Below are 22,399 nucleotides of genomic sequence, written 5' to 3'. Positions count from 1 at the left end.
GAGGAGAGCATTCGCTCTCCTCTTTTTCCTTGTTGATGATGGCTAATTGAACAACCCTTTTAGTAAATTATTAACGGCTTTTTTGGTTTTCTCATCCTTGATTTTGTCATCGAGTTTCTTCAACCCTCGGTCAAGTTCCTTCTCAGCCTTCTTTTTCATCACATCATCAAAAATGAGTTTATATTTAGGTTTTTCCCATGAGCCGGTAATCTTAACAGGGATGGTGACATCACGAAGAGCATCGATGCTTTTTCCGCCCTGCCCCTCTAACGAACCGACAATTGAAGTGCGCACCAACATATCGATATCACGATTAATATAATCAGCATTACCTGAACCATGAATTCTCAATAATGGTGACATCATCGATAAGTCATCAGTTTTAACCTTCCCTCCACTCAATGCCAATGTCGCAGTGAGGGCACTAAAATCTGTTTTTTTAGACTCGGTTTCCGTCACTTTTTCACCTTTAATACGAGCATAGGTCGTGCGGATGAGCTGAGGAATATTAATGCCGTTAATTGCTCCATCGGTAAACTCAGTGCGAGCTTTACCCACTAGATTTTTCTGTATAGCCGTTGACGCCAACCCTGACCCTGAAAGATCGAAGGTAGCATTTGCTGTCCCCTCAAGGATATCCTTGTCTGCCACATCTTTAAGTAGAGGAAGCGCTTTTACATCTTTAATCGTGCCAATCAGATGATATTGTGCCGGCGCTTGACGTACATCAAGTGTGATTTTTGTCGTCATGTTGCCTTGGTAAAGTTCAGTGGAGAACGGATTAATCGAAACCTGACCTCGATTAATCGCTAGCTTCATTGCAACATTACTCATTTGGGCATGCTGCAAAATCAAATGTCCTATTTTTATCTGGCCCGCAATATCTAGATTTTGTAATACAGACAAGTCAGGCTCTTTTTCAGCAGTTGGCGCTGGTTTTTGACTACCACTGGCAGACGGAGCTTCACCTTTTGCATTCGGCTTAGCTTTTTCCCCAGATTTATCGTTCTTCTGTGCTAAAAACACGTCCGCATCGATTTTATCACTGGCTAATTCAAACCTAACCTTAGGTATATCGGTTAATTCTGCCGTCATATTGCCAGTTAATACAGCGTCGTTTAGCGCAGCCTTCGTCAGTAATAATTTGATAGTTTGGTTGTCTAGGTCATAGGCCATGTTCGCCTCGAACGACACTTTTAATGGTGACTGAGGTAATCCATCTCCTGATAAATTTGCATCAACACCAAAAGCATCGACACCAATTTTGTTGAAATCTTTATTAACAATAACCGACGTTTTTCCCTTCAAATCAAACGTATTTGTACCACTGGTCCCGTTAGCTTGATACTCAATAGTATTTGCTTTACCCAGTTGAAATGCCGCAATATCTAGTTGTGCACTATCGATTTGAGTATCGCCACTGCTATAACTGGCTTTAATACTCAGATCCTTAAGTTGTGAACGAATCGGATCATCAGCAAGCTTAATTTGGCTGGTCCCCGACAATGCAAATTGCTGATTGTTATGTTGACCTTTAAAACCAAACGTCATGCTGGTCCACTCGTCAACGGCAAACTCAGTCAAACTCAATTGCACCTCATATAATTTGGTATAAGTGTTCGTTTGCTGATTTTGAATATCGAGCACAGCATTAACAATATCAACACCTTCTAATGAGACTTGCCAACGCTGGCTATTTTCTGTGGTTGTTTCTGCTGGCTGGGTAACAGATGATTGAGGCGTGGTATTACTCGATGACACTGTTGATTGGGGTTGCTTCGTGTCATTCGGTTTTTTCTTTAACGCGTCAATATTCGATTGACCATTGGCCAAGGTTTCTAGATGCACTTCAGCACCTTCAACTCGCACATTGCCAATCTGCAATTTATGCTCTAACAACGCAAACAGTGATACATCGATATCCACGTGTTGGACTTTCAATAAATTGACTGAACTGTACCCTGTTGGATTTTTGAGTTCCGTTTTGCCCAACTCTAAACCAATCGCTGGGAAAAACTGCCAGCTAATATCACCTTCGATATTTAAGTCTAATCCCGTCTGTTGTTTTACTTTTTCCACCAGCAGAGGCTTAAACTGATTGGGGTTTACAAACATAACAAGAGCAAAAGCAGAACCGAATACGATCACCAAAATAGCGATAAGAATCATCGAAAGCTTTTTCATCTGCGCGTTCCTTGTTGTTGCAAGAGAAAATAATGGTCAACCCAAAAAGAAAGTGGCACATAGTTAACTATGTGCCACTTAATCTTATGAAAATATCACAGGTTTTTGCTATTTCTGAGTCAATTTTATGATTTAAGTAACTTAGAAATATGAGCTTTTAAAACATCAATCGCGATTCGGTTTTTACCGCCACGAGGCACAATGATATCGGCATGTTGTTTCGACGGTTCAATAAATTGTAAAAACATTGGACGTACTGTTTTTTGATACTGAACCAAAACAGATTCCATAGTACGGCCACGTTCCTCTACATCACGTTTCAGACGACGTAAAAGACAGATATCTAGTGGTGTATCCATAAAGACACTAGCATGCATTAACTTACGTAGACGTGGTTCCGTTAGCAGAAGAATACCTTCCAGAATGATGACTTTTTTAGGGGTCAGCTGAGTGGTATTAGCTGTACGAGTATGATCTTTATAGCTGTATTCTGGAACATCAACGGCTTCGCCACGCAGTAGTTGCTCTAGATGATCACACAACAAATCATGATCCAACGCATTTGGATGGTCATAATTGGTTTTTACACGCTCTTCCATGCTTAGATGGCTCTGATCTTTGTAATAGCAATCTTCCGTAATCACCCCAATTTGATGATCGCCAACTTTAGCGCGAAGTTCCTTATAAATAGTACTCGCGATAAGGCTTTTTCCAGAAGCGGAAGCGCCAGCGATTCCGATGATGACGCATTGATTATTATCAGACATGTATTTGCACCCGATACGTGTAAATGTGAGGAATTAAGGTAAACCGCCTGATTATAGGGAGTTCATTGCAGAGATACCAGCTAGGATTAAGGGAAATTCCCTTTATTTCTGACTGTTTGATTAAACAAAAAGCAGAGTAAACGATTACATTCACTCTGCTTTTATTTAGAGCCTGCTGCGGTATAATTAAACCAGTTTTATATCAATCGCCTCAGGTTTTACTTTCCCTTGCCAATAGAGTGTTGAGCTAATGCGCTCCGCAAGATCCAAATAATACCCAGCATGTTCACTGTCAGGACGACGAGCTACGGTCGGGATACCCGCATCAATATCCTCACGCATTGCGATATGCAGCGGAATCTGCGCTAACAAAGCAAGGCCATATTCCCCAGCTAATTGTTGCGCGCCCCCCGTACCAAAAATAAATTCCTTCGCACCGCAATTCGAACAAATGTGGTAACTCATATTTTCAATGAGCCCGACGACCGGAACATCCACTTTTTCAAACATCGCAGCGCCCTTACGAGCATCGGCCAAAGCCAGATCCTGAGGGGTTGTCACAATCACAGAGCCGGTAACAGGGATTTGCTGAGCTAATGTCAGCTGTATATCACCAGTACCTGGCGGCATATCAATTACCATATAATCGAGTTCTGGCCACTTGGTTTCATTCAATAGCTGCTCTAACGCTTTAGATGCCATCGGACCACGCCAAATTGCCGCTTCTTGTTTATCAACCAAATAACCTATTGAATGAGTGTGAATACCGTGAACCTTAATCGGTTTCATCCATTTATCATCAATCACTTCTGGCTTAGCATCGGTTGTACCCAACATCAGCGGTACAGACGGGCCATACACATCGGCATCAAGTAACCCAACGTTAGCACCTAACTGAGAGAGCGCTAAGGCTAGGTTAACGGCGGTTGTTGATTTACCCACCCCACCTTTTGCAGACGTGACTGCGATGATGTTTTTCACACCCGCAATGGATTTACCAACATGAGTTTCAAGTGGCTTTGGCGATACAGACACTGTGTATTCGAACGATGATACCTCTCCGTTTTGTCGCTGAGTTTCAATCCAGTCTTGCAATTCACGGATAATACTCTGAGCAGCAAAAGGGAAAGTAATCTGGTAAACACCGGCATCAGAAAGAGAAACCAAATTAGGCTGTAAAGCCCAATCAGTAATTAAATTAGGGTGAGAAAATTGATTTAGCCACGCGCAAAAGTCGTGCTTGGACGTCAACGAATGCATAAGTCCTCCTTTTTGGCGTATGCTATCATTCAATCTCTTGAGAAAGAAGCCTGAAAAATTAAGATATTCCCCCGTTCACCTTGGCGTTACAGGCATCATAAGGTAGTATTAACGACCAATCTTTTTATACCTATCAAGAAAGCGAATTATTAAGTATGGCAACTGAACCAAGAAAAATTTTGGTAACTTGTGCCCTTCCGTACGCTAACGGTTCTATTCACTTGGGTCATATGCTTGAGCATATCCAAGCGGATATTTGGGTACGTTACCAACGACTACGTGGCAACACTATTAACTTCATCTGTGCAGACGATGCTCACGGCACGCCAATTATGCTTAAAGCGCAACAGATGGGTATCACGCCAGAAGAGATGATCGCAGGTGTGAGCGAGGAACATCAAAAAGACTTCGCCGGTTTCGACATCAGCTTTGATAACTATCACAGCACCCATAGCGATGAAAACCGTGAGCTCGCATCACACATTTATCTTGAGCTGAAAAAAAATGGCTTTATCTCTAGCCGCACAATTTCTCAATTGTTCGACCCTGAGAAAGAGATGTTCTTGCCTGACCGCTTTGTAAAAGGCACTTGTCCTAAATGTAAAGCAGAAGACCAATACGGCGACAACTGTGACGTATGTGGTGAAACTTATAGCCCAACTGATCTGATCAATCCTCGTTCAGCAGTATCTGGTGCAACACCTGTCCTTAAAGATTCTGAACACTTTTTCTTCGACTTACCTCAATTTGAGAGCATGTTGAAAGAGTGGACCCGCTCTGGTTCGCTGCAAACAGAAACGGCGAACAAAATGCAAGAGTGGTTTGAGTCAGGCCTGCAACAGTGGGATATCTCACGTGATGCACCTTACTTCGGCTTTGAAATCCCTGGCGAGAAAAACAAATTCTTCTACGTTTGGCTAGATGCACCTATCGGTTACATGGGGTCATTCAAAAACCTATGTGACAAACGTGACAACCTAGACTTCGCTGAATACTGGAACAAAGACAGCTCAGCAGAGCTTTACCACTTCATCGGTAAAGACATCGTTTACTTCCACAGCTTGTTCTGGCCAGCCATGCTAGACGGCGCTGGTTACCGTAAACCAAACAACGTATTCGTGCACGGTTACGTAACGGTTAACGGCGCGAAAATGTCGAAATCAAAAGGGACTTTCGTTAAAGCAAGTACATACCTAAAACACTTAGATCCTGAGTGTCTGCGTTACTACTACGCGGCGAAACTCAATAGCCGTATCGATGACTTAGACCTAAACCTTGAAGACTTCACACAGCGTGTAAACGCAGACGTAGTCAACAAGATCGTGAACCTAGCGTCTCGTAACGCAGGCTTCATCACTAAACGTTTTGAAGGTCAACTATCCACTCAATTTACAGAGCCCGCTCTATACCAAGAGTTTGCCGATGCAGCAGAGAGTATTGCAAACCTTTACGAAACACGTGAATTTGGTCGTGCTATTCGTGAAATCACAGCATTGGCAGACAAAGCAAACCAATACGTAGATGAGAAAGCACCTTGGGTTGTGGCGAAAGAAGAAGGTCGTGATCAAGATCTGCAAGACATTTGTACTGTCGGCATTAACCTATTCCGCGTATTAATGACTTACTTGAAACCAGTAATGCCTTCACTCGCTGCTCGCTCTGAAGCATTCCTAAACCAAGAACTCACTTGGGAAGGTATTGCAGCGCCACTTACTGGCCATGAAATCAGTAAGTTCAAAGCGCTATTCAATCGTATCGATCCTAAACACGTCGAAGAGATGATTGAAGCATCTAAGAAAGAAGCAGCTGAAGAAAAAGCAAAAATTGAAGCGGCGGCACCAAAAGCACAACAAACAGAATTGGACAAAGATCCAGTTGCTGACGAAATCGAGTTTGATGATTTTGCTAAAGTGGATATGCGTATCGCTAAAATCATCTCTTGTGAAGAAGTGCCTAAAGCAAATAAACTGCTTAAATTCCAATTGGATATAGGTGGCGAAACTCGCCAAGTATTCTCTGGTATCAAAGCAGCATACAAACCAGAAGACTTAGTGGGTAAATACACTGTGATGGTGGCAAACCTGAAACCTCGTAAGATGAAGTTTGGTATGTCTGAAGGCATGATTCTCGCAGCTGGCCCTGGTGGCGACCAATTGTGGATTCTTGAACCACACGAAGGCGCTCAACCTGGCATGCGCGTCATGTAATCGACGATTGCCGTTACGTCAATCATTACCATTTACGATTGATAGAACACCTATTAAACGCCGTGATTAACGTATTAATCACGGCGTTTTTTATATCAAATTTTATGCAAATACGTTCATTTAAAGGCAAACTAGCACCAGATTAGTGCAAGCATTCAACAGGTAAAAAATAACTTGCTGAATAATAATATAAATAAAGTTGGCATTAAGACTGCTTATTGATTATCAGATGCTGTGCGTTGTCGGTACTGATGAAGTATCACACAGCCCACTCCCGATATAAGTTACAGGAGTTTGCTCTTATATGTTTGTGCTTTTAGCCATGGCTATTTCTCTCGCGATTTTAGGCTTGATGTATCTCTATGCCAAACAACGTGAGAACGTGTCACAACGTAAATATGAATTACTCGTTGAATTACGTGAGGTGCTCTCGATTTGTCGACAACACCGCAGCGCAACTCACCATCAACTGATGTTTGGTGAAAACAACCACGATCAAGCGTTAGAACTAGAGCACCAACTGCAGCAACATGTCACTCATTTGATTCATATTGCAAACCTTGATACTAAGCCGATGTATCGTATTTTGCAGCGTAAACTTGAAGTGCTAACTCAAGATTGGCAAGACCGCTCTGTTGCTCGTAATCAAATGTTGCATGGGCGAGCGATTAGGCACTGTATGTTCCTACTTGATGAAGTGATCTTGGCATGGCTATTAGAGGCTGGAAGGGAAGATCTTTCAGATGAGTACCACATTAACTGGCAACAAGTAATTGATGCAATGGATGCCTTAACTCAATTACGCATCACCATTGATGTATTGGAAAAACCCAATGACAAAAAGCGCTTTTTTCTAAACGCTGGGTCGGTTTACCGAAAAGTCACTCAACTCTCGATGATCAGCAGTCTAACCATCGCCTCACCACATTGTGCCAAGGCGCTGCGACAACTCCTCACATTCGAACACCAGAACTCTCCTTTACCTTCAGCAGAAGAACTCTACGCTGTGACGACAGCTTTATCTCTGGCGATCGCGCAAGTATATGACCATATGCTCAGCGAACTGATCGAAACCTTATATATTCCCCTGCCTAAATTAGTTTTAGCATAAGGCAATCAAAAAAGGCTTGGTAAACCAAGCCTTTCTCTGTCATTAATGAATTAAGCGAGTAATTCGCGCGCTGCATCCACCACCACTTGAATTGCACGAGTTTCTGCCAATTTCAGTGTTTCATGGTCAGGGGTTTCTTTTTGTGTACGGTTGATAATAACGCCGGCCACACACCCAGCTTTCAGACCAGAACTGGCGCACATAGTCAGTAAGGTTGCCGATTCCATCTCAAAGTTTAATACGCCCATTTCTTGCCACTCTTTCATTGAGCCTTGAAAACGACGGACTACTCGACCAGTAAACGTGTCATAACGCTCTTGCCCTGGATAGAACGTATCACTGGATGCTGTTACACCGGTATGAACATTTGCACCACTCGTTACTGCGGCTTTCTTCATTGCAGTGGCTACATCAAAATCAGCAACGGCTGGAAATTCCATTGGAGCAAAGTGCAGACTTGCGCCATCTAGGCGAACAGAACCTGTCGTTACAATCATATCACCCACATTAACGTGTGGTTGAATTGCGCCAGTGGTACCGACGCGAAGGAATGTTCGTACACCCAGTTGCGCTAATTCTTCCACAGCGATCGACGTTGATGGTCCACCAATACCAGTAGAACAGACAACAACCGATTGACCGTCTAGTTGGCCACGATACAGTGTGTATTCACGTTGACTTGCTAGAAATTGAGGGTTCTCGAGTAAGTTAGCAATTTTTTCTACACGAGCAGGATCACCAGGAATGATCGCAAGTGTTGCATCTTGTAAATCTTCTTTTGTGACACCTAAATGGAATACAGCTTGAGTCATAAAAAATACTCCTTATTACGGCTTGTTTTTAGCTCTGATTTTTTTGGGTACCAGATAACTGTATCCGACCCATCATTTTTAAAAACCGATGATTATCACAAAAATAAAAGCAACAATTTTTATATTTACACACTAATGTGATAAATATCACACTAATTCATTGGTAAAGACAAAAATAAAAGCACAGTAAGCACTGTGCTTTTGAGTATAGTCATGAATCGCAAGCCTTAGTCGTCTGCTTTAAAACGCAGTAAACGCAATGCATTCAACGTCACTAATGCAGTCGCTCCGCTGTCAGCTAATACCGCTAACCACAAGCCGGTAATACCGCACAAACTCGTTACGAGAAAAATCGCCTTCAATCCCAAAGCTAAGGTAATGTTTTGCCTGATGTTAGCCAATGTTGCTTGAGATAAAGCAATCATAGTAGGAATACCGGATAATCGATTGTGCGTTAAAGCCGCATCTGCCGTCTCTAGTGCAACATCACTGCCTTCCCCCATCGCGATGGCTACACTGGCAGATTTCATCGCTGGCGCATCATTAATACCATCACCTACCATCGCTACATGGCCTTGTTGTGCCATATTTCTTACCCAATCCACTTTATCTGCTGGCAACAATTGCGCTTGATACTCTAGATTCAATTGCTCGGCCATTCCCGCTGCGCAACGTTGATTGTCACCCGTCAGCATCACGCTTGAAATGCCCATTGACGTTAACTTGTGCACCGCCTTTTGCGCATCGTCACGCAACTGATCTTGCCAGGATATGATCCCTACAACCTCAGACGCTATTTGAAGATACACAACGGTTTTACCTTGTAACTCCAGCCGTTCAACGATGGATTGAGCATGTTCATCCACTAAATGACTATGGCGAGGGGCGAGGAGCTGTACCTTTTGCCCATTAACAACACCAGATACCCCTTTCCCCGCTTGAGCGCTTTTATTGTTAGCCTCAGGGAGTGGTATTTTCTGGCCTTCAACGTAATTAACTAATGCCTTGGCTAAAGGGTGAACAGAGCCTTGTTCTACTGCAGCGGCATACTGCAATATTTTTTCCTCAGTTTCGTTCCCCAATGTTATAACGTCAGTCACTTGAGGTTGGCCTTGGGTTAACGTTCCCGTTTTATCAAACGCAATCGTTTTAATTCGTCCCAATTGTTCGAGTGCAGCACCACCTTTAATCAGTGCACCATACCGAGCCGCCGTTGCTAACCCAGAGGTTATCGCGGCAGGCGTTGAAATCACGAGCGCACATGGGCAAGCTATCAATAACGTCGCCAAACCTCGATAGAGCCATGTATCCCACGGTTGAGAGAATATAAGTGGCGGAATCAAAACCACCGCTAAGGCAACTCCCATCATCATCGGTGTATACCAACGGCTGAATTTATCAAGAAATCGCTCCAAAGGTGCCTTACGTGATTCTGCGTCTTCAATCATATGCAGAATACGATCGATGGCATTTTCCCCTTGGCGAGAGGTGACACGTACCTGAATGACCCGATCGACGACGACCCCACCAGCCGATAGCGACTCACCTTGCTGGCGCTCTGCCGGAACAGATTCGCCGGTTAACGCACTTTCATCAATCGCGGCAGCCGTTGTCAATAAAATGCCATCCGCAGGTAAACGACCTCCAGGAGAAACTTCAATCACATCACCAAGGTTTAAACTTGCCACATCTACGTTAATGCGTTGCCCATCGATAATTTTTGTTGCTTGTTCTGGCAATAATTTCATTAAAGATTGAACACCACTACGAGCCTTTTCTGCTGCAAGTCCTTCAAGACGTTCCCCTATTAAGAAGAGAAAAATAACCATCGCAGCTTCTGTGTATGCACCGAGATATAAAGCACCGAGGCATGCTACTGTCATCAGTGTTTCTATCGTAAACGGAGAACCCGATTGCGCACCTCTCAACGCACTTTTTGCTATCGGCAATAACCCCGCGATACAAACGATAACATCAACCCACTGTCCTAATTCTCTATGCCAGTTTCCTATTAAAGCACCAAATAAAATACCAATGCCTATCACTATGATTTGTTGTGTATCGCGCTGACGATACCAAGGCGTATTCTCAGACTTATGCGAGTGAGTGGCTTGATTTAAGTTATGAACATCGTAACCAGTGCGTTGGACGACGCTTTCAATGGCTTGCTCTGTTGCTGGCTGGTTGTACTCGACAACTAACTTCTCAGTGCTAAAAACTACCTTGGCAGAGATGATATCGGTTAATTGATTAACAGCAGTTTCTACTTTTCTTGCACAAGAAGGACAGTCCATCCCCACCACACGCCAACTCGATTGATATTTTCCCAGATGCCGGACAGGGTCTTCGTCGCCTCCACTATCCCCTGCTAAGGAATCCGTAGAGCAAGTCGCGCCAACATGAGATTCACTACTAGATGTCCCCATAGGACGAATCGATAGTATCTTAGGTGAAGAGTGGCAGCATGAGTCATTTCGCTGCGCAGGTTGGCTATGTTTAGTAGAGCAACATTCTGAATGTTTAGAACACATAAATAAGTCTCCTTATCAATTAACTCCCTAAAGCATACAGCTTGGAGTTAACTCTAAGGTCAAGCTATTTATATGGCCCAATCACATTGAAAAGAAGTAAAAAAGGAGCTTAATATACCCAAATGACCTCAAGATGCAGGATTCAGAGCTTCATCAACGAGCCTAGATCAAGCTCAATCAAGGCAGGAATGGTCATTCCCTTTCAACGTGATTGAGCACAGAAATAGGTTTGTTGATGAGCTCCCAAAGGGCGAGTTTTATTCGCTCCTAGGCTGTGTTACTGATTTTTAACGTAGAATGACTATGTCTTCAAATCAGTGCCTTGCCTAAGAGCGAATACATTCTCGCTGAAACAGCATCTTGAGGTTACTTGCGTATAGCTAGATAAGTTATTCCCCATGATTAAACAGGGTGCTGGAAACAGGATGCGAGATTTTTCCCTAAAGCTTTTAATACTTCACTGCGTGAAATCATTCCCAACAATTTTCCGTTATCGACGACTGGATACGCTTTGGGTTTACCCACTTGCATTAGATCGGCCAATTCGATAATCGTCATATCAGGAGAAACCGTCAACACTTCATCACGCATACACTCACCAACTACATGAGAATCATGACAAAAATAGCTGGCCTTCACCAACTTATCCAATAAATCTTGCTCTGAAATAAACCCAATAACATGCTCCTTATCGTCAATGACCGGACCACCGTGGTTGTCAGAACGCAACAACTTTGCCAATGCGGCCGTCAAAGGCATTTCCGGGGTAAAGGTAACCGGATGCAGCGTCATATAATCTCTAACTTGAATGGAATCCATATTGGCACTCTCCTCAACCGGCAACGGTATGTTGCTCTTTCCCTAAGTGTTAACCACTTTTGATAAATTACTAAATAGAAAAAGCCAATTATTGCAAAAGGAGAACCCTATGATGCTCAAGACTAACAGTCATGAGAGGTTTAGAAATGAGAAAAATAGTGGGGTTAACTAATCAGAAAGGGGTAAGTAGAGAAAATCATTAACAATAATTTTTATCGGTTATGCAGGCATATGCCTGATTCACTATTACATAAAAATCGTGCTATAGATTTTCTCTATTCATAATTCGTTACAAAATGGCTTTACTTCCAACGCTCAGCCGATTTTTTATCCGATTCGCGAGAGTCAATCCAACGATTATCTGTCGTGGTTCGCTCTTTTTTCCAAAATGGCGCTTCTGTTTTTAAGTAGTCCATTATAAATTCGCTAGCCGCAAAAGAAGCACTTCGATGAGAGCTAGAAACGCCTACCAAAACGATTTGATCACCAATATCTAAATCACCAATGCGATGAATGATCGTCGCACGAAGTATTGGCCAACGCTCAGCGGCCTGTTCCGCTATTGAGGTCAATGATTTTTCGGTCATGCCTGGGTAATGTTCAAGATGTAAGCCTTGAACATTATCACCCAAATTCATATCGCGTACTTTGCCGACAAAAGTGACAACGGCACCAGCATCAGTGCCTAAAGCAAGATGTTCATATTCTTGTGCCAAAGAAAAATCTTCTTGCTGAACAGAGATTTTGAGGTCCATATTAACCTCCGGTTACAGGTGGAAAGAAAGCGACCTCATCACCATCGTTGAGCGAATATTCCATGGGAACAATTGATTGATTAACTGCCGCTAGCAACTTACCACTCTCAAGGGCCAATTCCCATTTTCCAGGTTGACTCGCCAAATAAGCGCGCAACTCATCAACGGTCGAGAATGGTTGCTCTACAGTAACTGAATCGAGGCCAATCAATTCGCGGGTTTGGGCAAAAAATAAAACGTTTATCATGAGTGCGCCTTAAAGTGTCCAGACTTACCACCGGTTTTTTCAAGTAACCGAACGTGCTCAATCACCATGTCTTTTTGCACCGCTTTACACATGTCATAGATAGTCAACGCGGCCACTGACGCTGCCGTTAGAGCTTCCATCTCAACCCCTGTTTTACCCGCCAATTTACATACAGATTCAATACGTACTTTATTTTCAGCGACTAGAGCTTCGAGTTGCACTTCAACTTTAGAAAGCAGCAATGGATGGCAAAGAGGGATCAAATCCCATGTTTTCTTCGCAGCTTGAATCCCAGCGATTCTAGCCGTGGCGAAGACATCACCTTTATGATGCTGACCAGAAACGATCATATTTAATGTCTCTGCAGACATTTGTACATAGGCTTCTGCTCGAGCTTCACGTACTGTCTCCGCTTTTGCAGAGACGTCCACCATATTGGCTTCACCGGCAGCGTTAATATGAGTTAACTCAGACATGGTGTAACCTCTTACAGATGTGGCATAAAATTACATGGACGGTGTGTAGCATCCAATTGATCTTTAATGATTTTAGTCCAACCTGTACGACACGCACCGGTCGAACCTGGCATAGCAAAAATCACAGTATGGTTGGCAAATCCAGCAACAGCACGTGACTGAATCGTTGACGTACCAATTTCTTCATAAGAGACCATACGGAACAGTTCACCAAAGCCTTCAACTTCTTTATCAAACAAAGGTTTTACAGCTTCCGGAGTGCTATCTCGGGATGTAAAACCCGTTCCACCAGTAATCAGTACCGCTTGAACATTTTCATCGGCAATCCACTGCGACAAAATCGCACGAATTTGGTACATATCGTCAATCACGATTTTCTTATCGGCCAAGTGATGGCCCGCTTCTTTTAACTGCTCAACAAAGTAGTGACCTGACGTATCATTTTCTTCAGTACGAGTATCAGAAACAGTTAGCACTGCAATATTTGCTGGTTTAAATTCACTTGCTGCGTGACCCATAAGTTCACCTCTAATGCATAAAATGTAAGGCAAGCCTATCGCATGCTGGCTTACCAGTTAATTGGAGCGAGTTAGCCGCCGATCGATGCCAAATGAGGCGTCATGCCTGTATGACCATCGTGTAAAAAATGACTAACAGATTTTGTTCTTAAATGCGCTTGAATACGTGCGATAAGCTCTGGTTGTTGGTCTTCGGTCTGTAAAAGATCGCGTAACTCTACGCCCTCTTCTCCAAACAAGCAGAGATGCAATTTACCCAATGCTGAGATACGTAGTCGGTTACATGTTTCGCAGAAATGCTTTTCATAAGGCATGATTAACCCTATTTCACCTTGGTAATCAGGATGCACATACACTTGGGCAGGACCATCATTTTTCTCTTTGGCTTTTAACAGCCATCCGTTAGCAATCAAATGATTACGAATCGACGTACCCGAAACATGATGATTTTGAAATAAGTCATCCATTTCACCAGTTTGCATTAATTCGATAAAACGTAACTGAATAGACCGATGTTTGATCCAATCAAGAAAACGGGGCAATTCTTGGTAATTGAGGTTTTTCATCAATACAACGTTAACTTTGACCTGCTCGTACCCTACTTCAAATGCACGGTCAATTCCTGCCATGACTTGATGGAAACGATTTTGTCCGGTGATTTGATGAAACATGCGCGGATCCAAACTATCCACGCTGACATTGATATGTGTTAACCCAGCCTCACGCCACTCACCAACGTGCTTCTCCATTCGGTAGCCGTTGGTCGTCGTCGCGACTTTCTCAATACCTGACGTTTGCGCTGTCGTTGCAATGATATCGGTAAAATCTTTACGTAAGCTAGGTTCACCACCAGTAATACGTACTTTAGACGTTCCACTTGCAGCGAACGCACTAACCACACGCTTTATCTCTGGTAGCGTTAAAAAAGACGAGTTACGACTCCCCGAAGGCTTATAACCATCAGGTAAGCAGTAAGTACATTTAAAGTTACAGACATCTGTAACAGACAAGCGCAAGTAATAGAACTTACGCTCATAATTATCATGAAATTGTTGCGCCACGAAACACCTTTCCAAACACGGGAGGCCTCATCATTTCTGATCACGCCCTCGTGGCATTATTGCCACTTGGCTTTACCACCTTATCCACGATTAGACTTAGGTAGCAAAGCTCGGAGCTATGGCAACTGAGTGCATAACATGAACAGTCGTACACTCAGCAGCATGTGGGCTAAAATACTTAATATTTGTATGTCTTTCCACCCTCTAGGACAAAAAATATTGCTTTCCGTGTGATTTTCTTTATAAAGCCCATGGGGTGTTAAAATAATCTAATGCTGTTTTTAACTTCGTTAACCAAGAAGAATCAATGGACTTACATACTAGTCACAAAGTAGTCGCTATCGGTGGTGGTCATGGCCTAGGACGCGTGCTCGCCGCACTCAAAAATTTTGGTCCTAATGCAACAGGCATCGTTACCACAACCGATAACGGTGGCTCAACAGGTCGCATCCGTTCATGCCAAGGCGGGATTGCTTGGGGCGACATGCGCAACTGTATCAATCAATTGATTACTGAACCGTCAATTAGCTCAATGATGTTTGAATATCGCTTTAAAGGTTCAGGAGAGTTAAATGGTCACAATTTAGGAAACCTGATGCTAACAGCACTGGATAACCTATCTGTCCGTCCATTAGAAGCCATCAATTTGATCCGCAACATGCTAAAGGTTGATGTGAATATTCTGCCCATGTCAGAGCACCCTTCCGACCTAACCGCACTCTCCACAAAAGGAGAAAAAGTCACCGGCGAAACAAACGTTGATGAAATGACAGGCGACTTGATCCGGCTCGACCTTGAACCGGAAGTGCCAGCGACAAAAGAGGCCACCCAGGCCATTTTAGACGCTGATTCAATCATTCTTGGGCCTGGTAGTTTCTTAACCAGTGTAATGCCACCTTTATTGCTGCCCGAACTCGCTAATGCTATTGCCACGAACGCTAGTGCGAAACTCTTGTTCATCGAGAACTTATCGCCTGAATTTGGTCCCGCAAGTCGAATGTCGTTAAAGCAAAAACTAGAATGGTGCGAGCGTTCATGTCACGCACGCCAAATTGATGTCGTTTTGGGCGAACAACCTCACCCAGAGTTAGCGGATCGTTGGAATTGTGTCACAAAAGAGCTAGCTTCGCCCAATCGAGTATGGCGACACGATCGAGCAAAACTTCAGTTGGCAATCGAAGAGCAGTTAAGGTAAGAGCTGCTCATAGCACTGATGTGTTTCTTCCATCAGTGCTATGATATTTTCCGTTTCAGCGTTGACGTCAAACTCTAACGCCAATTTCACCATCCCATCAATTTCAATTGCTTTAGCGCAGAGTTTATCAGCGCCAAAACTCGCTGCGCTACTTTTCAACGCATGGCTAATATCTTTGAGGCATTCTTGTTTATCGGCCTGACTTACATCAGTTAACTGCTGCTGATAACCGGTCAATTCACCTAGAAAAATCTCAAGTAAGACTGGGACATTTTCTTGACCTATCTCTTGAGCTAGCCCATCGATTTTATGTTGATTCATCAGCTCCATAGATACTTACTTTTCCTTTTCTTTAACCTTGTCATTCCAACTCTGCAATTTCCGATAAATAGTAGAAGGACTGACATCTAAATAACCTGCCGCTTTGGGAATATTGCCATCACACGCTTCAATCGCTTTTTCAATTGCCTGCTTTTCCGTCAACCACAGAGGGAAAATATCGTGCACTGAAAAAGTCGCGTCTGAATTTGCCGAAAGGGTAACATTCGGTCTTGGCTCGATAGGCTGATTCAATGGAGGCGGCAACATATTGATTGTTATCTCACGACCTTCATTGAGTACCACAACATTGCGCAATACGTTTTGTAATTGGCGAACATTACCAGGCCATTCATAATGTTTAAAACGCTCCACAACATCGGCAGATAACCGCACAAAACTTTTCCCTTCTTCCTTAGACATGAAACCAAGTAAAGAGTAAGCAATTTCAATGACGTCATCGCCCCGCTCTCGTAGAGGGGGTAAATGCAAAGGGATTACATAAAGGCGGTAATATAAATCTTCACGAAAGCGGCCTTCTTGAACTTCTTTCCAGGGATCACGGTTGGTCGCGCAGACAAAACGGACATCAACGCTTTTCATTTTGGATGAACCGACTTTTTGAAATGTACCGGTTTGAATAAAACGCAACAATTTGGTCTGTAAGTCCAAATCCATTTCACATAATTCATCAAGGAAGAGTGTACCGCCATCCGCTAACTCTGCAGCACCTTGGCGATCAGTCGCCGCGCCAGTAAATGCCCCTTTTACGTGACCAAATAGTTCACTTTCAATCAGGTCTTTAGGAATTGCGGCACAGTTGATAGCAATAAAAGGTTTATCACCACGTTTGCTTGCTGCGTGTACAGCTTCAGCACAGACTTCTTTACCTGTACCACTTTCACCAGTGATAAAAATACTGGCTTTACTTGTGGCCGCAGAGTCAATGGTTCGATAAACCGCTTGCATATTTTGGCTACTACCAATGAATCCCTGATAGTTTTGATTGCCAGGGTCATCGGTTTCATTTTTAAGTTTGCTTGCCTTGCGAATCGCATTATTCACAGTGACACGCAAACGGTCAGCTTCACATGGCTTAATAAGGAAATCTTGTGCGCCATGGCGCATTGCTTCCACAGCCGTATCGATTGAGCCGTGGGCCGTCATAAAGACAACAGGCACGTCAGGGTGCTTCTGTTTAACAGCATGCAGTACATCCATCCCTGTCATATCGGGTAGACGTAAATCAAGTAGAATGAGATCGGGTTCTCGCTGAGCGATACTCTCAATAGCCTCTTTACCCGTTCCCACCACGTTAATATCAATCTCTAACGGTAATAAGTAAGAACGGTATAAAGCCGCAACTGATGCTGTATCCTCAACCATAAGCAAGTATTTTGCTTTCTGAATTGGGTAATCTAATTGCATAACCTAGCCTAGTCATGAATGTCTTATTCGCATTTTGCTTATAATAATCGCATTAGGAATTGCATTTTGCAAATTTCAAATGCATTTTTGACCAAATATAGCCAAAAAGTATTGGATTTAGGGACTTTAATCCAATTTAAAAGTTGGCATGGTATATGCTTTATTAACTATGACCCTAACGGGTCACCTAGCCAACTGACGTTGTTAGTGAATTATATGTTCACAGTATTACAGCCAATAGAGTGTTTCTATTGGCTATTTTTTTATCTAAATTTCAATGTACTAACTGTTCACAATAAATTGTGCACGCAGCTGTTCTATTTGATCACGAACTTGAGCAGCCAGTTCAAATTCAAGGTCTTGAGCATGTTTGTACATCTTAGTTTCGAGTTTTTGAATTTCTTTTTCCAGCTCTTGAGGCGTTAATGAGCCATAGCTTCCAGATTCCTCCGCAACTTTGTTTAATGGGACTGGGCGTTGAGATTTTTGCTTACGAGACTTAGTCACGTCACCCAATTCCATAATATCTTTGATATTGCGTTTGAGAGCCTGTGGGGTAATACCATTTTGCTCATTATATTCTTGCTGCTTAATGCGACGACGATTGGTTTCATCCATCGCTTTTTTCATCGATTTAGTAATCGAATCTCCATAGAGGATGGCTTTACCTTTGATATTACGTGCTGCGCGCCCTATAGTCTGAATTAGCGAACGTTCAGAACGCAAAAACCCTTCTTTATCTGCATCAAGAATAGCCACCAAAGACACCTCTGGCATATCTAAGCCTTCTCGTAATAAGTTAATTCCAACTAAAACGTCAAACTCACCAAGGCGTAAATCACGGATAATTTCAACACGTTCTACCGTATCAATATCTGAGTGCAAATAACGCACTTTTACGTCATGTTCATGAAGATATTCTGTCAAATCTTCTGCCATACGCTTCGTTAATGTCGTAACTAGTACCCGCTCTTGTTTTGCAGCCCTAATACGAATCTCAGAGAGCAAATCATCCACTTGCGTTGCAACTGGGCGAACTTCAAGTTCAGGATCAAGCAAGCCGGTCGGTCTCACAACCTGATCAACAACATCACCACCAGATTTTTCTAGTTCATAATGACCAGGAGTGGCAGAAACAAAAATAGTCTGTGGAGCTAAAGCTTCAAACTCTTCAAACTTCAAAGGACGATTATCTAAAGCAGAAGGAAGACGAAATCCATACTCAACTAAGGTTTCTTTTCTTGAACGGTCACCTTTATACATCGCACCTATCTGTGGCACGGTGACGTGCGACTCATCGATAATCAATAATCCATCATGAGGAAGATAATCAAACAAGGTTGGTGGCGGCTCACCCTCTGCTCTCCCGCTAAGATAGCGAGAGTAGTTTTCAATACCAGAGCAAAAACCTAGTTCGTTCATCATTTCAATATCAAACTGAGTACGTTGGCTAATACGCTGCTCTTCTAGTAGCTTATTATTGTCTAATAAATATTTTTTACGTGACTCAAGTTCGACTTTGATCTTTTCTATGGCTTCGAGAATACGATCACGAGGGGTTACGTAGTGAGTTTTAGGGTAGATGGTAAAGCGCGGCAGATCTTTCTGGTTAACAACGCCGGTTAACGGATCAAATAAGCTGATACAGTCGACTTCATCGTCAAACATCTCAACTCTGACGGCTTCTTGCTCTGATTCAGCAGGGAATATATCAATAACTTCACCACGAACTCGGAACTGACCACGTTCAAAACCCACATCGTTACGCGAATATTGTAGTTCGGCTAAACGACGCAGCATGTCTCGTTGATTGATGACATCACCACGACGCAAATGCAGCATCATTTTCAAATAAGAATCAGGATCGCCCAAACCATAAATAGCAGATACCGACGCGACAATAATCGCATCTTTTCGCTCTAATAGAGCTTTAGTTGCGGAAAGACGCATTTGTTCGATATGAGCGTTAACAGAGGCATCTTTTTCAATAAATGTGTCCGTGGTTGGCACATAAGCCTCTGGCTGGTAATAATCGTAGTAAGAAACGAAATACTCGACCGCATTATTTGGAAAAAAACTCTTCATTTCACCATATAACTGCGCAGCAAGCGTTTTATTCGGTGCTAACAAAATAGCGGGCCGATGAGATTGAGCAATCACATTGGCTAAGGTAAACGTTTTTCCCGAGCCAGTAACACCAAGTAGAGTTTGATGTGCTAAGCCAGAATCAATTCCTTCAATAAGAGATTGGATTGCATCAGGTTGATCGCCTGATGGTTGATAGTCAGATACCAACTCAAATACCTTATTCATGACGTCCTCATTCTCTAATTTATCTTTATCTATTGTCGCTGTATGGCCTTTATTATGGCAAGTAGAAGTTACTATTTAACGTAACCCATCGTTGCAATACTCAACAAGTTGTCTATCTTTAATCAGTAGTCCAAATGATTTCAATACTGTGTCGTTCTATATGTTCACTGGTCAAGGACAAGGCGGTTAAGCCTTTATCATGCATTGCACTCCCATAAAATATGGTTAAAGCGACAAAAAGATTACCATGAGGGTAGAAACCTCTACTTCACTCTGTTATTATCCCTGCCCCGCTCGGGACTCCCCTTCAAAACTCCCAACATTTAATCCACGGCTTTTCCCCAGTTTTTCTAAAATTAACATTTTCATGACATTATAATGAGCTTTTATACAACAAAGAAAATTCTGTTTATAAATTAATTTTTAAACATAAAAACAATCACTTAAACAATAAAAATAACATCATGAAATGTTATAACTTACACCGCTTGTTGAGAAAAACATAATTACTAAGATTTAATTCACACACTTATCCACAAATTTAGTGGATAACTAAATCTAGCTCAATCAGGATAAGGCTTACAGAAAAGTAAAGCTTTTTTGTTTAGAAAAACTTTCATTTTTTCAATGCTAAGTGCTTGACACTTAACTTACTGGTCGATAAGATGCGCTCCGCATTAAGCAATTCCCCCTTAGTTCAGTCGGTAGAACGGCGGACTGTTAATCCGTATGTCGCAAGTTCAAGTCTTGCAGGGGGAGCCAAATTTAAGAAAGCCCAATCTTTTGATTGGGCTTTTTTGTATTTACCGCAATGTAACCTGGGCCCCAAGGGGCGAGTTTTATTCGTTACTTGGATATAGTGTCTATTGAGTAAAACCACAATTTGACGGTTTTTATTGGCGCCATGTGTTAGACTTTAAGCATGAGAGTAAAACTCACACTCATGTGGGATTGCTTACCCACATCGATTCTTTATAGAAATAAAACCAAACTGCCAAAACCACATATTTAATATGGCTATGAGACTCCTTTGAGTCCTATTCATTGCCAGTACTTTTTTTGTGTTATATCAGTAAGTGTTGTTTTTTCTCAATATCTGCACACTTATCATGGCTTTAATGTGTAGTTTTTACTCAGATACCTAAAACCTTAACTTTCCTTGGTTGTTATTGGCTTCACAAAGCATGATAATGCCGAGATCAAAATATCAATCAAAAATAACTATGACCGAATATGTGTTGTTGTTAATTGGCACTGTACTGGTTAACAACTTTGTACTGGTAAAATTCTTGGGCTTGTGCCCTTTCATGGGCGTGTCGAAAAAGCTGGAAACAGCGATTGGTATGGGGTTGGCAACAACGTTTGTCCTGACCTTAGCTTCAGTGTGTTCATATCTTGTTGAGACATACATCTTACGACCACTGGGTATCGATTACCTACGGACGATGAGCTTTATATTGGTAATTGCAGTTGTCGTGCAATTTACAGAAATGGTGGTCCACAAAACGAGTCCAACGCTTTATCGCTTACTAGGGATCTTTCTCCCACTCATTACCACCAACTGCGCGGTTCTCGGTGTTGCTCTGCTCAATGTCAATGAAAATCATAACTTCGTTGAATCGATTATCTATGGTTTCGGCGCTGCTGTAGGATTTTCTCTGGTACTGATCTTATTCGCATCGATGCGAGAAAGGATTAACGTTGCCGACGTTCCCGCTCCATTCAAAGGGGCATCTATTGCGATGATTACAGCCGGGTTAATGTCACTTGCCTTTATGGGCTTTACCGGACTGGTGAAACTGTAATGAGTACAATACTAATCGCGGTATTAGCTCTTGCTGTACTTGCCGCCATATTTGGTGCCATTCTCGGTTTTGCTTCTGTACGCTTCAAAGTTGAAGCGGATCCAATTGTCGATCAAATTGATGCCATTTTGCCACAAACTCAATGTGGCCAATGTGGTTATCCTGGTTGCCGACCTTATGCAGAGGCGATTGCCAATGGTGACAATATCAATAAGTGCCCTCCTGGTGGTCAAGCCACAATTGAAAAACTGGCCGACCTCATGGGCGTGGAAGTTCAAGAATCAGCCCATGAGTTAGAAGACGTCAAAAAAGTTGCTTTTATTCATGAAGACATGTGTATCGGCTGTACAAAATGCATTCAAGCCTGCCCCGTTGATGCGATTGTTGGCGGCACGAAAGCGGTTCATACCGTTATCAAAGACGAGTGTACCGGTTGCGATCTTTGTGTCGCTCCGTGTCCAACCGACTGCATCGAAATGATTCCCATTGAAGCGACTCCCGATACTTGGAAGTGGCAGCTTAATGCGATTCCAGTTGTTAATGTTACCGAAACTGAGTCTCACGCTCAGAGCAGTGTGAAGTAAGGGTGGGT

The 22,399-nt window shown here is 42.7% G+C and carries 19 protein-coding genes, 1 tRNA gene and 1 riboswitch; of the genes, 6 read left to right on the top strand and 14 right to left on the bottom strand.

Annotation, left to right across the window (positions count from 1 at the left end; genetic code table 11):
* Positions 1-42: 42 nt before the first annotated feature.
* The 3 genes from I1A42_RS04700 to apbC all read right to left on the bottom strand — a co-directional run bounded on the left by I1A42_RS04700 (position 43) and on the right by apbC (position 4,211).
* Positions 43-2,184 (bottom strand): AsmA family protein, encoded by a 2,142-nt coding sequence (locus tag I1A42_RS04700; protein WP_196122790.1) that lies wholly within the window; start codon positions 2,182-2,184, stop codon positions 43-45.
* Between the two features lie 125 nt (positions 2,185-2,309).
* Complete coding sequence (gene udk, locus I1A42_RS04695; protein ID WP_161154859.1) at positions 2,310-2,951, bottom strand: uridine kinase; 642 nt, start codon at positions 2,949-2,951, stop codon at positions 2,310-2,312.
* 186 nt (positions 2,952-3,137) lie between these two features.
* Complete coding sequence (gene apbC, locus I1A42_RS04690; RefSeq protein ID WP_196122789.1) at positions 3,138-4,211, bottom strand: iron-sulfur cluster carrier protein ApbC; 1,074 nt, start codon at positions 4,209-4,211, stop codon at positions 3,138-3,140.
* A gap of 155 nt (positions 4,212-4,366) precedes the next feature.
* Between apbC and metG the strand changes: the two genes are divergently transcribed.
* Together metG and I1A42_RS04680 are read left to right on the top strand one after the other, a co-directional pair.
* Entirely contained in the window at positions 4,367-6,418 is a 2,052-nt protein-coding gene (metG, locus tag I1A42_RS04685; protein ID WP_196122788.1) for a methionine--tRNA ligase, read from the top strand.
* Positions 6,419-6,722: 304 nt separating this feature from the next.
* Entirely contained in the window at positions 6,723-7,529 is an 807-nt protein-coding gene (locus I1A42_RS04680) for a hypothetical protein (RefSeq protein ID WP_161154853.1), read from the top strand.
* 50 nt (positions 7,530-7,579) lie between these two features.
* On the opposite strand, the gene udp is transcribed toward I1A42_RS04680, so the two are convergent.
* The 8 genes from udp to moaA all read right to left on the bottom strand — a co-directional run bounded on the left by udp (position 7,580) and on the right by moaA (position 14,748).
* The gene (gene udp / locus I1A42_RS04675; RefSeq protein ID WP_196122787.1) at positions 7,580-8,341 is read right to left on the bottom strand and encodes a uridine phosphorylase; all 762 of its coding nucleotides are present in this window, start codon (positions 8,339-8,341) and stop codon (positions 7,580-7,582) included.
* A gap of 227 nt (positions 8,342-8,568) precedes the next feature.
* Entirely contained in the window at positions 8,569-10,872 is a 2,304-nt protein-coding gene (locus I1A42_RS04670; protein WP_196122786.1) for a zinc/cadmium/mercury/lead-transporting ATPase, read from the bottom strand.
* 402 nt (positions 10,873-11,274) lie between these two features.
* The gene (locus tag I1A42_RS04665; RefSeq protein WP_161154847.1) at positions 11,275-11,691 is read right to left on the bottom strand and encodes a CBS domain-containing protein; all 417 of its coding nucleotides are present in this window, start codon (positions 11,689-11,691) and stop codon (positions 11,275-11,277) included.
* A 302-nt stretch (positions 11,692-11,993) separates the two neighbouring features.
* Positions 11,994-12,446, bottom strand: coding sequence for a molybdopterin synthase catalytic subunit MoaE (gene moaE / locus I1A42_RS04660; protein WP_196122785.1), 453 nt, complete (start codon positions 12,444-12,446; stop codon positions 11,994-11,996).
* A 1-nt stretch (position 12,447) separates the two neighbouring features.
* On the bottom strand, positions 12,448-12,693 hold the full coding sequence (gene moaD, locus I1A42_RS04655; RefSeq protein WP_196122784.1) for a molybdopterin synthase sulfur carrier subunit: 246 nt from the start codon (positions 12,691-12,693) through the stop codon (positions 12,448-12,450).
* Positions 12,690-13,169 (bottom strand): cyclic pyranopterin monophosphate synthase MoaC, encoded by a 480-nt coding sequence (gene moaC / locus I1A42_RS04650; protein WP_161154841.1) that lies wholly within the window; start codon positions 13,167-13,169, stop codon positions 12,690-12,692. Before moaC ends, moaD begins: the two co-directional genes overlap by 4 nt.
* Before the next feature lie 11 nt (positions 13,170-13,180).
* A complete protein-coding gene (moaB, locus tag I1A42_RS04645) occupies positions 13,181-13,687 on the bottom strand; it encodes a molybdenum cofactor biosynthesis protein B (protein ID WP_161154839.1) in 507 nt (168 codons plus the stop codon).
* A gap of 71 nt (positions 13,688-13,758) precedes the next feature.
* Positions 13,759-14,748, bottom strand: a complete 990-nt coding sequence (gene moaA / locus I1A42_RS04640; protein ID WP_161154837.1) for a GTP 3',8-cyclase MoaA — start codon at positions 14,746-14,748, stop codon at positions 13,759-13,761.
* A riboswitch (molybdenum cofactor riboswitch) is annotated at positions 14,737-14,876 on the bottom strand. Its footprint overlaps the gene before it by 12 nt.
* 179 nt (positions 14,877-15,055) lie before the next feature.
* On the opposite strand from moaA, the gene I1A42_RS04635 reads away from it, so the two are divergent.
* Positions 15,056-15,943: a YvcK family protein gene (locus I1A42_RS04635; RefSeq protein ID WP_196122783.1), complete on the top strand. Its 888-nt coding sequence runs from the start codon at positions 15,056-15,058 to the stop codon at positions 15,941-15,943.
* Here the strand turns inward: I1A42_RS04635 and luxU are convergent.
* The 3 genes from luxU to uvrB form a co-directional block, all read right to left on the bottom strand.
* Entirely contained in the window at positions 15,935-16,273 is a 339-nt protein-coding gene (luxU, locus tag I1A42_RS04630; protein ID WP_196122782.1) for a quorum-sensing phosphorelay protein LuxU, read from the bottom strand. The genes I1A42_RS04635 and luxU overlap by 9 nt on opposite strands.
* Before the next feature lie 6 nt (positions 16,274-16,279).
* A complete protein-coding gene (gene luxO, locus I1A42_RS04625) occupies positions 16,280-17,689 on the bottom strand; it encodes a quorum-sensing sigma-54 dependent transcriptional regulator LuxO (RefSeq protein WP_196122781.1) in 1,410 nt (469 codons plus the stop codon).
* Between the two features lie 282 nt (positions 17,690-17,971).
* Positions 17,972-20,002 carry an excinuclease ABC subunit UvrB gene (gene uvrB, locus I1A42_RS04620; RefSeq protein ID WP_196122780.1) on the bottom strand — a complete coding sequence of 677 codons (2,031 nt, stop codon included), beginning with the start codon at positions 20,000-20,002 and terminating at the stop codon, positions 17,972-17,974.
* Positions 20,003-20,688: 686 nt separating this feature from the next.
* Between uvrB and I1A42_RS04615 the strand changes: the two genes are divergently transcribed.
* The 3 genes from I1A42_RS04615 (at position 20,689) to rsxB (ending at position 22,391) form a co-directional block, all read left to right on the top strand.
* Positions 20,689-20,764, top strand: a tRNA-Asn gene (locus I1A42_RS04615).
* A 461-nt stretch (positions 20,765-21,225) separates the two neighbouring features.
* A complete protein-coding gene (gene rsxA, locus I1A42_RS04610) occupies positions 21,226-21,807 on the top strand; it encodes an electron transport complex subunit RsxA (protein ID WP_161154964.1) in 582 nt (193 codons plus the stop codon).
* The gene (rsxB, locus tag I1A42_RS04605; RefSeq protein ID WP_161154827.1) at positions 21,807-22,391 is read left to right on the top strand and encodes an electron transport complex subunit RsxB; all 585 of its coding nucleotides are present in this window, start codon (positions 21,807-21,809) and stop codon (positions 22,389-22,391) included. The genes rsxA and rsxB overlap by 1 nt, the downstream gene beginning before the upstream one ends.
* Positions 22,392-22,399 lie beyond the last annotated feature (8 nt).

Source organism: Vibrio nitrifigilis, from assembly GCF_015686695.1.
GTDB lineage: Bacteria > Pseudomonadota > Gammaproteobacteria > Enterobacterales > Vibrionaceae > Vibrio > Vibrio nitrifigilis.
The sequence above is the reverse complement of the archived record's forward strand: the minus strand, read 5'-3'. Positions and strand labels throughout refer to the sequence as shown.

What these genes read in the sequence shown, in the direction of transcription:
- rsxB (WP_161154827.1), top strand. Translation starts at nt 21,807, where the DNA reads ATGAGTACAATACTAATCGCGGTATTAGCTCTTGCTGTACTTGCCGCC.
- udk (WP_161154859.1), bottom strand. Translation starts at nt 2,951, where the DNA reads ATGTCTGATAATAATCAATGCGTCATCATCGGAATCGCTGGCGCTTCC.
- I1A42_RS04665 (WP_161154847.1), bottom strand. Translation starts at nt 11,691, where the DNA reads ATGGATTCCATTCAAGTTAGAGATTATATGACGCTGCATCCGGTTACC.
- I1A42_RS04670 (WP_196122786.1), bottom strand. Translation starts at nt 10,872, where the DNA reads ATGTGTTCTAAACATTCAGAATGTTGCTCTACTAAACATAGCCAACCT.
- moaC (WP_161154841.1), bottom strand. Translation starts at nt 13,169, where the DNA reads ATGTCTGAGTTAACTCATATTAACGCTGCCGGTGAAGCCAATATGGTG.
- rsxA (WP_161154964.1), top strand. Translation starts at nt 21,226, where the DNA reads ATGACCGAATATGTGTTGTTGTTAATTGGCACTGTACTGGTTAACAAC.
- uvrB (WP_196122780.1), bottom strand. Translation starts at nt 20,002, where the DNA reads ATGAATAAGGTATTTGAGTTGGTATCTGACTATCAACCATCAGGCGAT.
- udp (WP_196122787.1), bottom strand. Translation starts at nt 8,341, where the DNA reads ATGACTCAAGCTGTATTCCATTTAGGTGTCACAAAAGAAGATTTACAA.
- luxO (WP_196122781.1), bottom strand. Translation starts at nt 17,689, where the DNA reads ATGCAATTAGATTACCCAATTCAGAAAGCAAAATACTTGCTTATGGTT.
- I1A42_RS04635 (WP_196122783.1), top strand. Translation starts at nt 15,056, where the DNA reads ATGGACTTACATACTAGTCACAAAGTAGTCGCTATCGGTGGTGGTCAT.
- moaB (WP_161154839.1), bottom strand. Translation starts at nt 13,687, where the DNA reads ATGGGTCACGCAGCAAGTGAATTTAAACCAGCAAATATTGCAGTGCTA.
- I1A42_RS04680 (WP_161154853.1), top strand. Translation starts at nt 6,723, where the DNA reads ATGTTTGTGCTTTTAGCCATGGCTATTTCTCTCGCGATTTTAGGCTTG.
- metG (WP_196122788.1), top strand. Translation starts at nt 4,367, where the DNA reads ATGGCAACTGAACCAAGAAAAATTTTGGTAACTTGTGCCCTTCCGTAC.
- apbC (WP_196122789.1), bottom strand. Translation starts at nt 4,211, where the DNA reads ATGCATTCGTTGACGTCCAAGCACGACTTTTGCGCGTGGCTAAATCAA.
- I1A42_RS04700 (WP_196122790.1), bottom strand. Translation starts at nt 2,184, where the DNA reads ATGAAAAAGCTTTCGATGATTCTTATCGCTATTTTGGTGATCGTATTC.
- moaE (WP_196122785.1), bottom strand. Translation starts at nt 12,446, where the DNA reads ATGGACCTCAAAATCTCTGTTCAGCAAGAAGATTTTTCTTTGGCACAA.
- luxU (WP_196122782.1), bottom strand. Translation starts at nt 16,273, where the DNA reads ATGGAGCTGATGAATCAACATAAAATCGATGGGCTAGCTCAAGAGATA.
- moaD (WP_196122784.1), bottom strand. Translation starts at nt 12,693, where the DNA reads ATGATAAACGTTTTATTTTTTGCCCAAACCCGCGAATTGATTGGCCTC.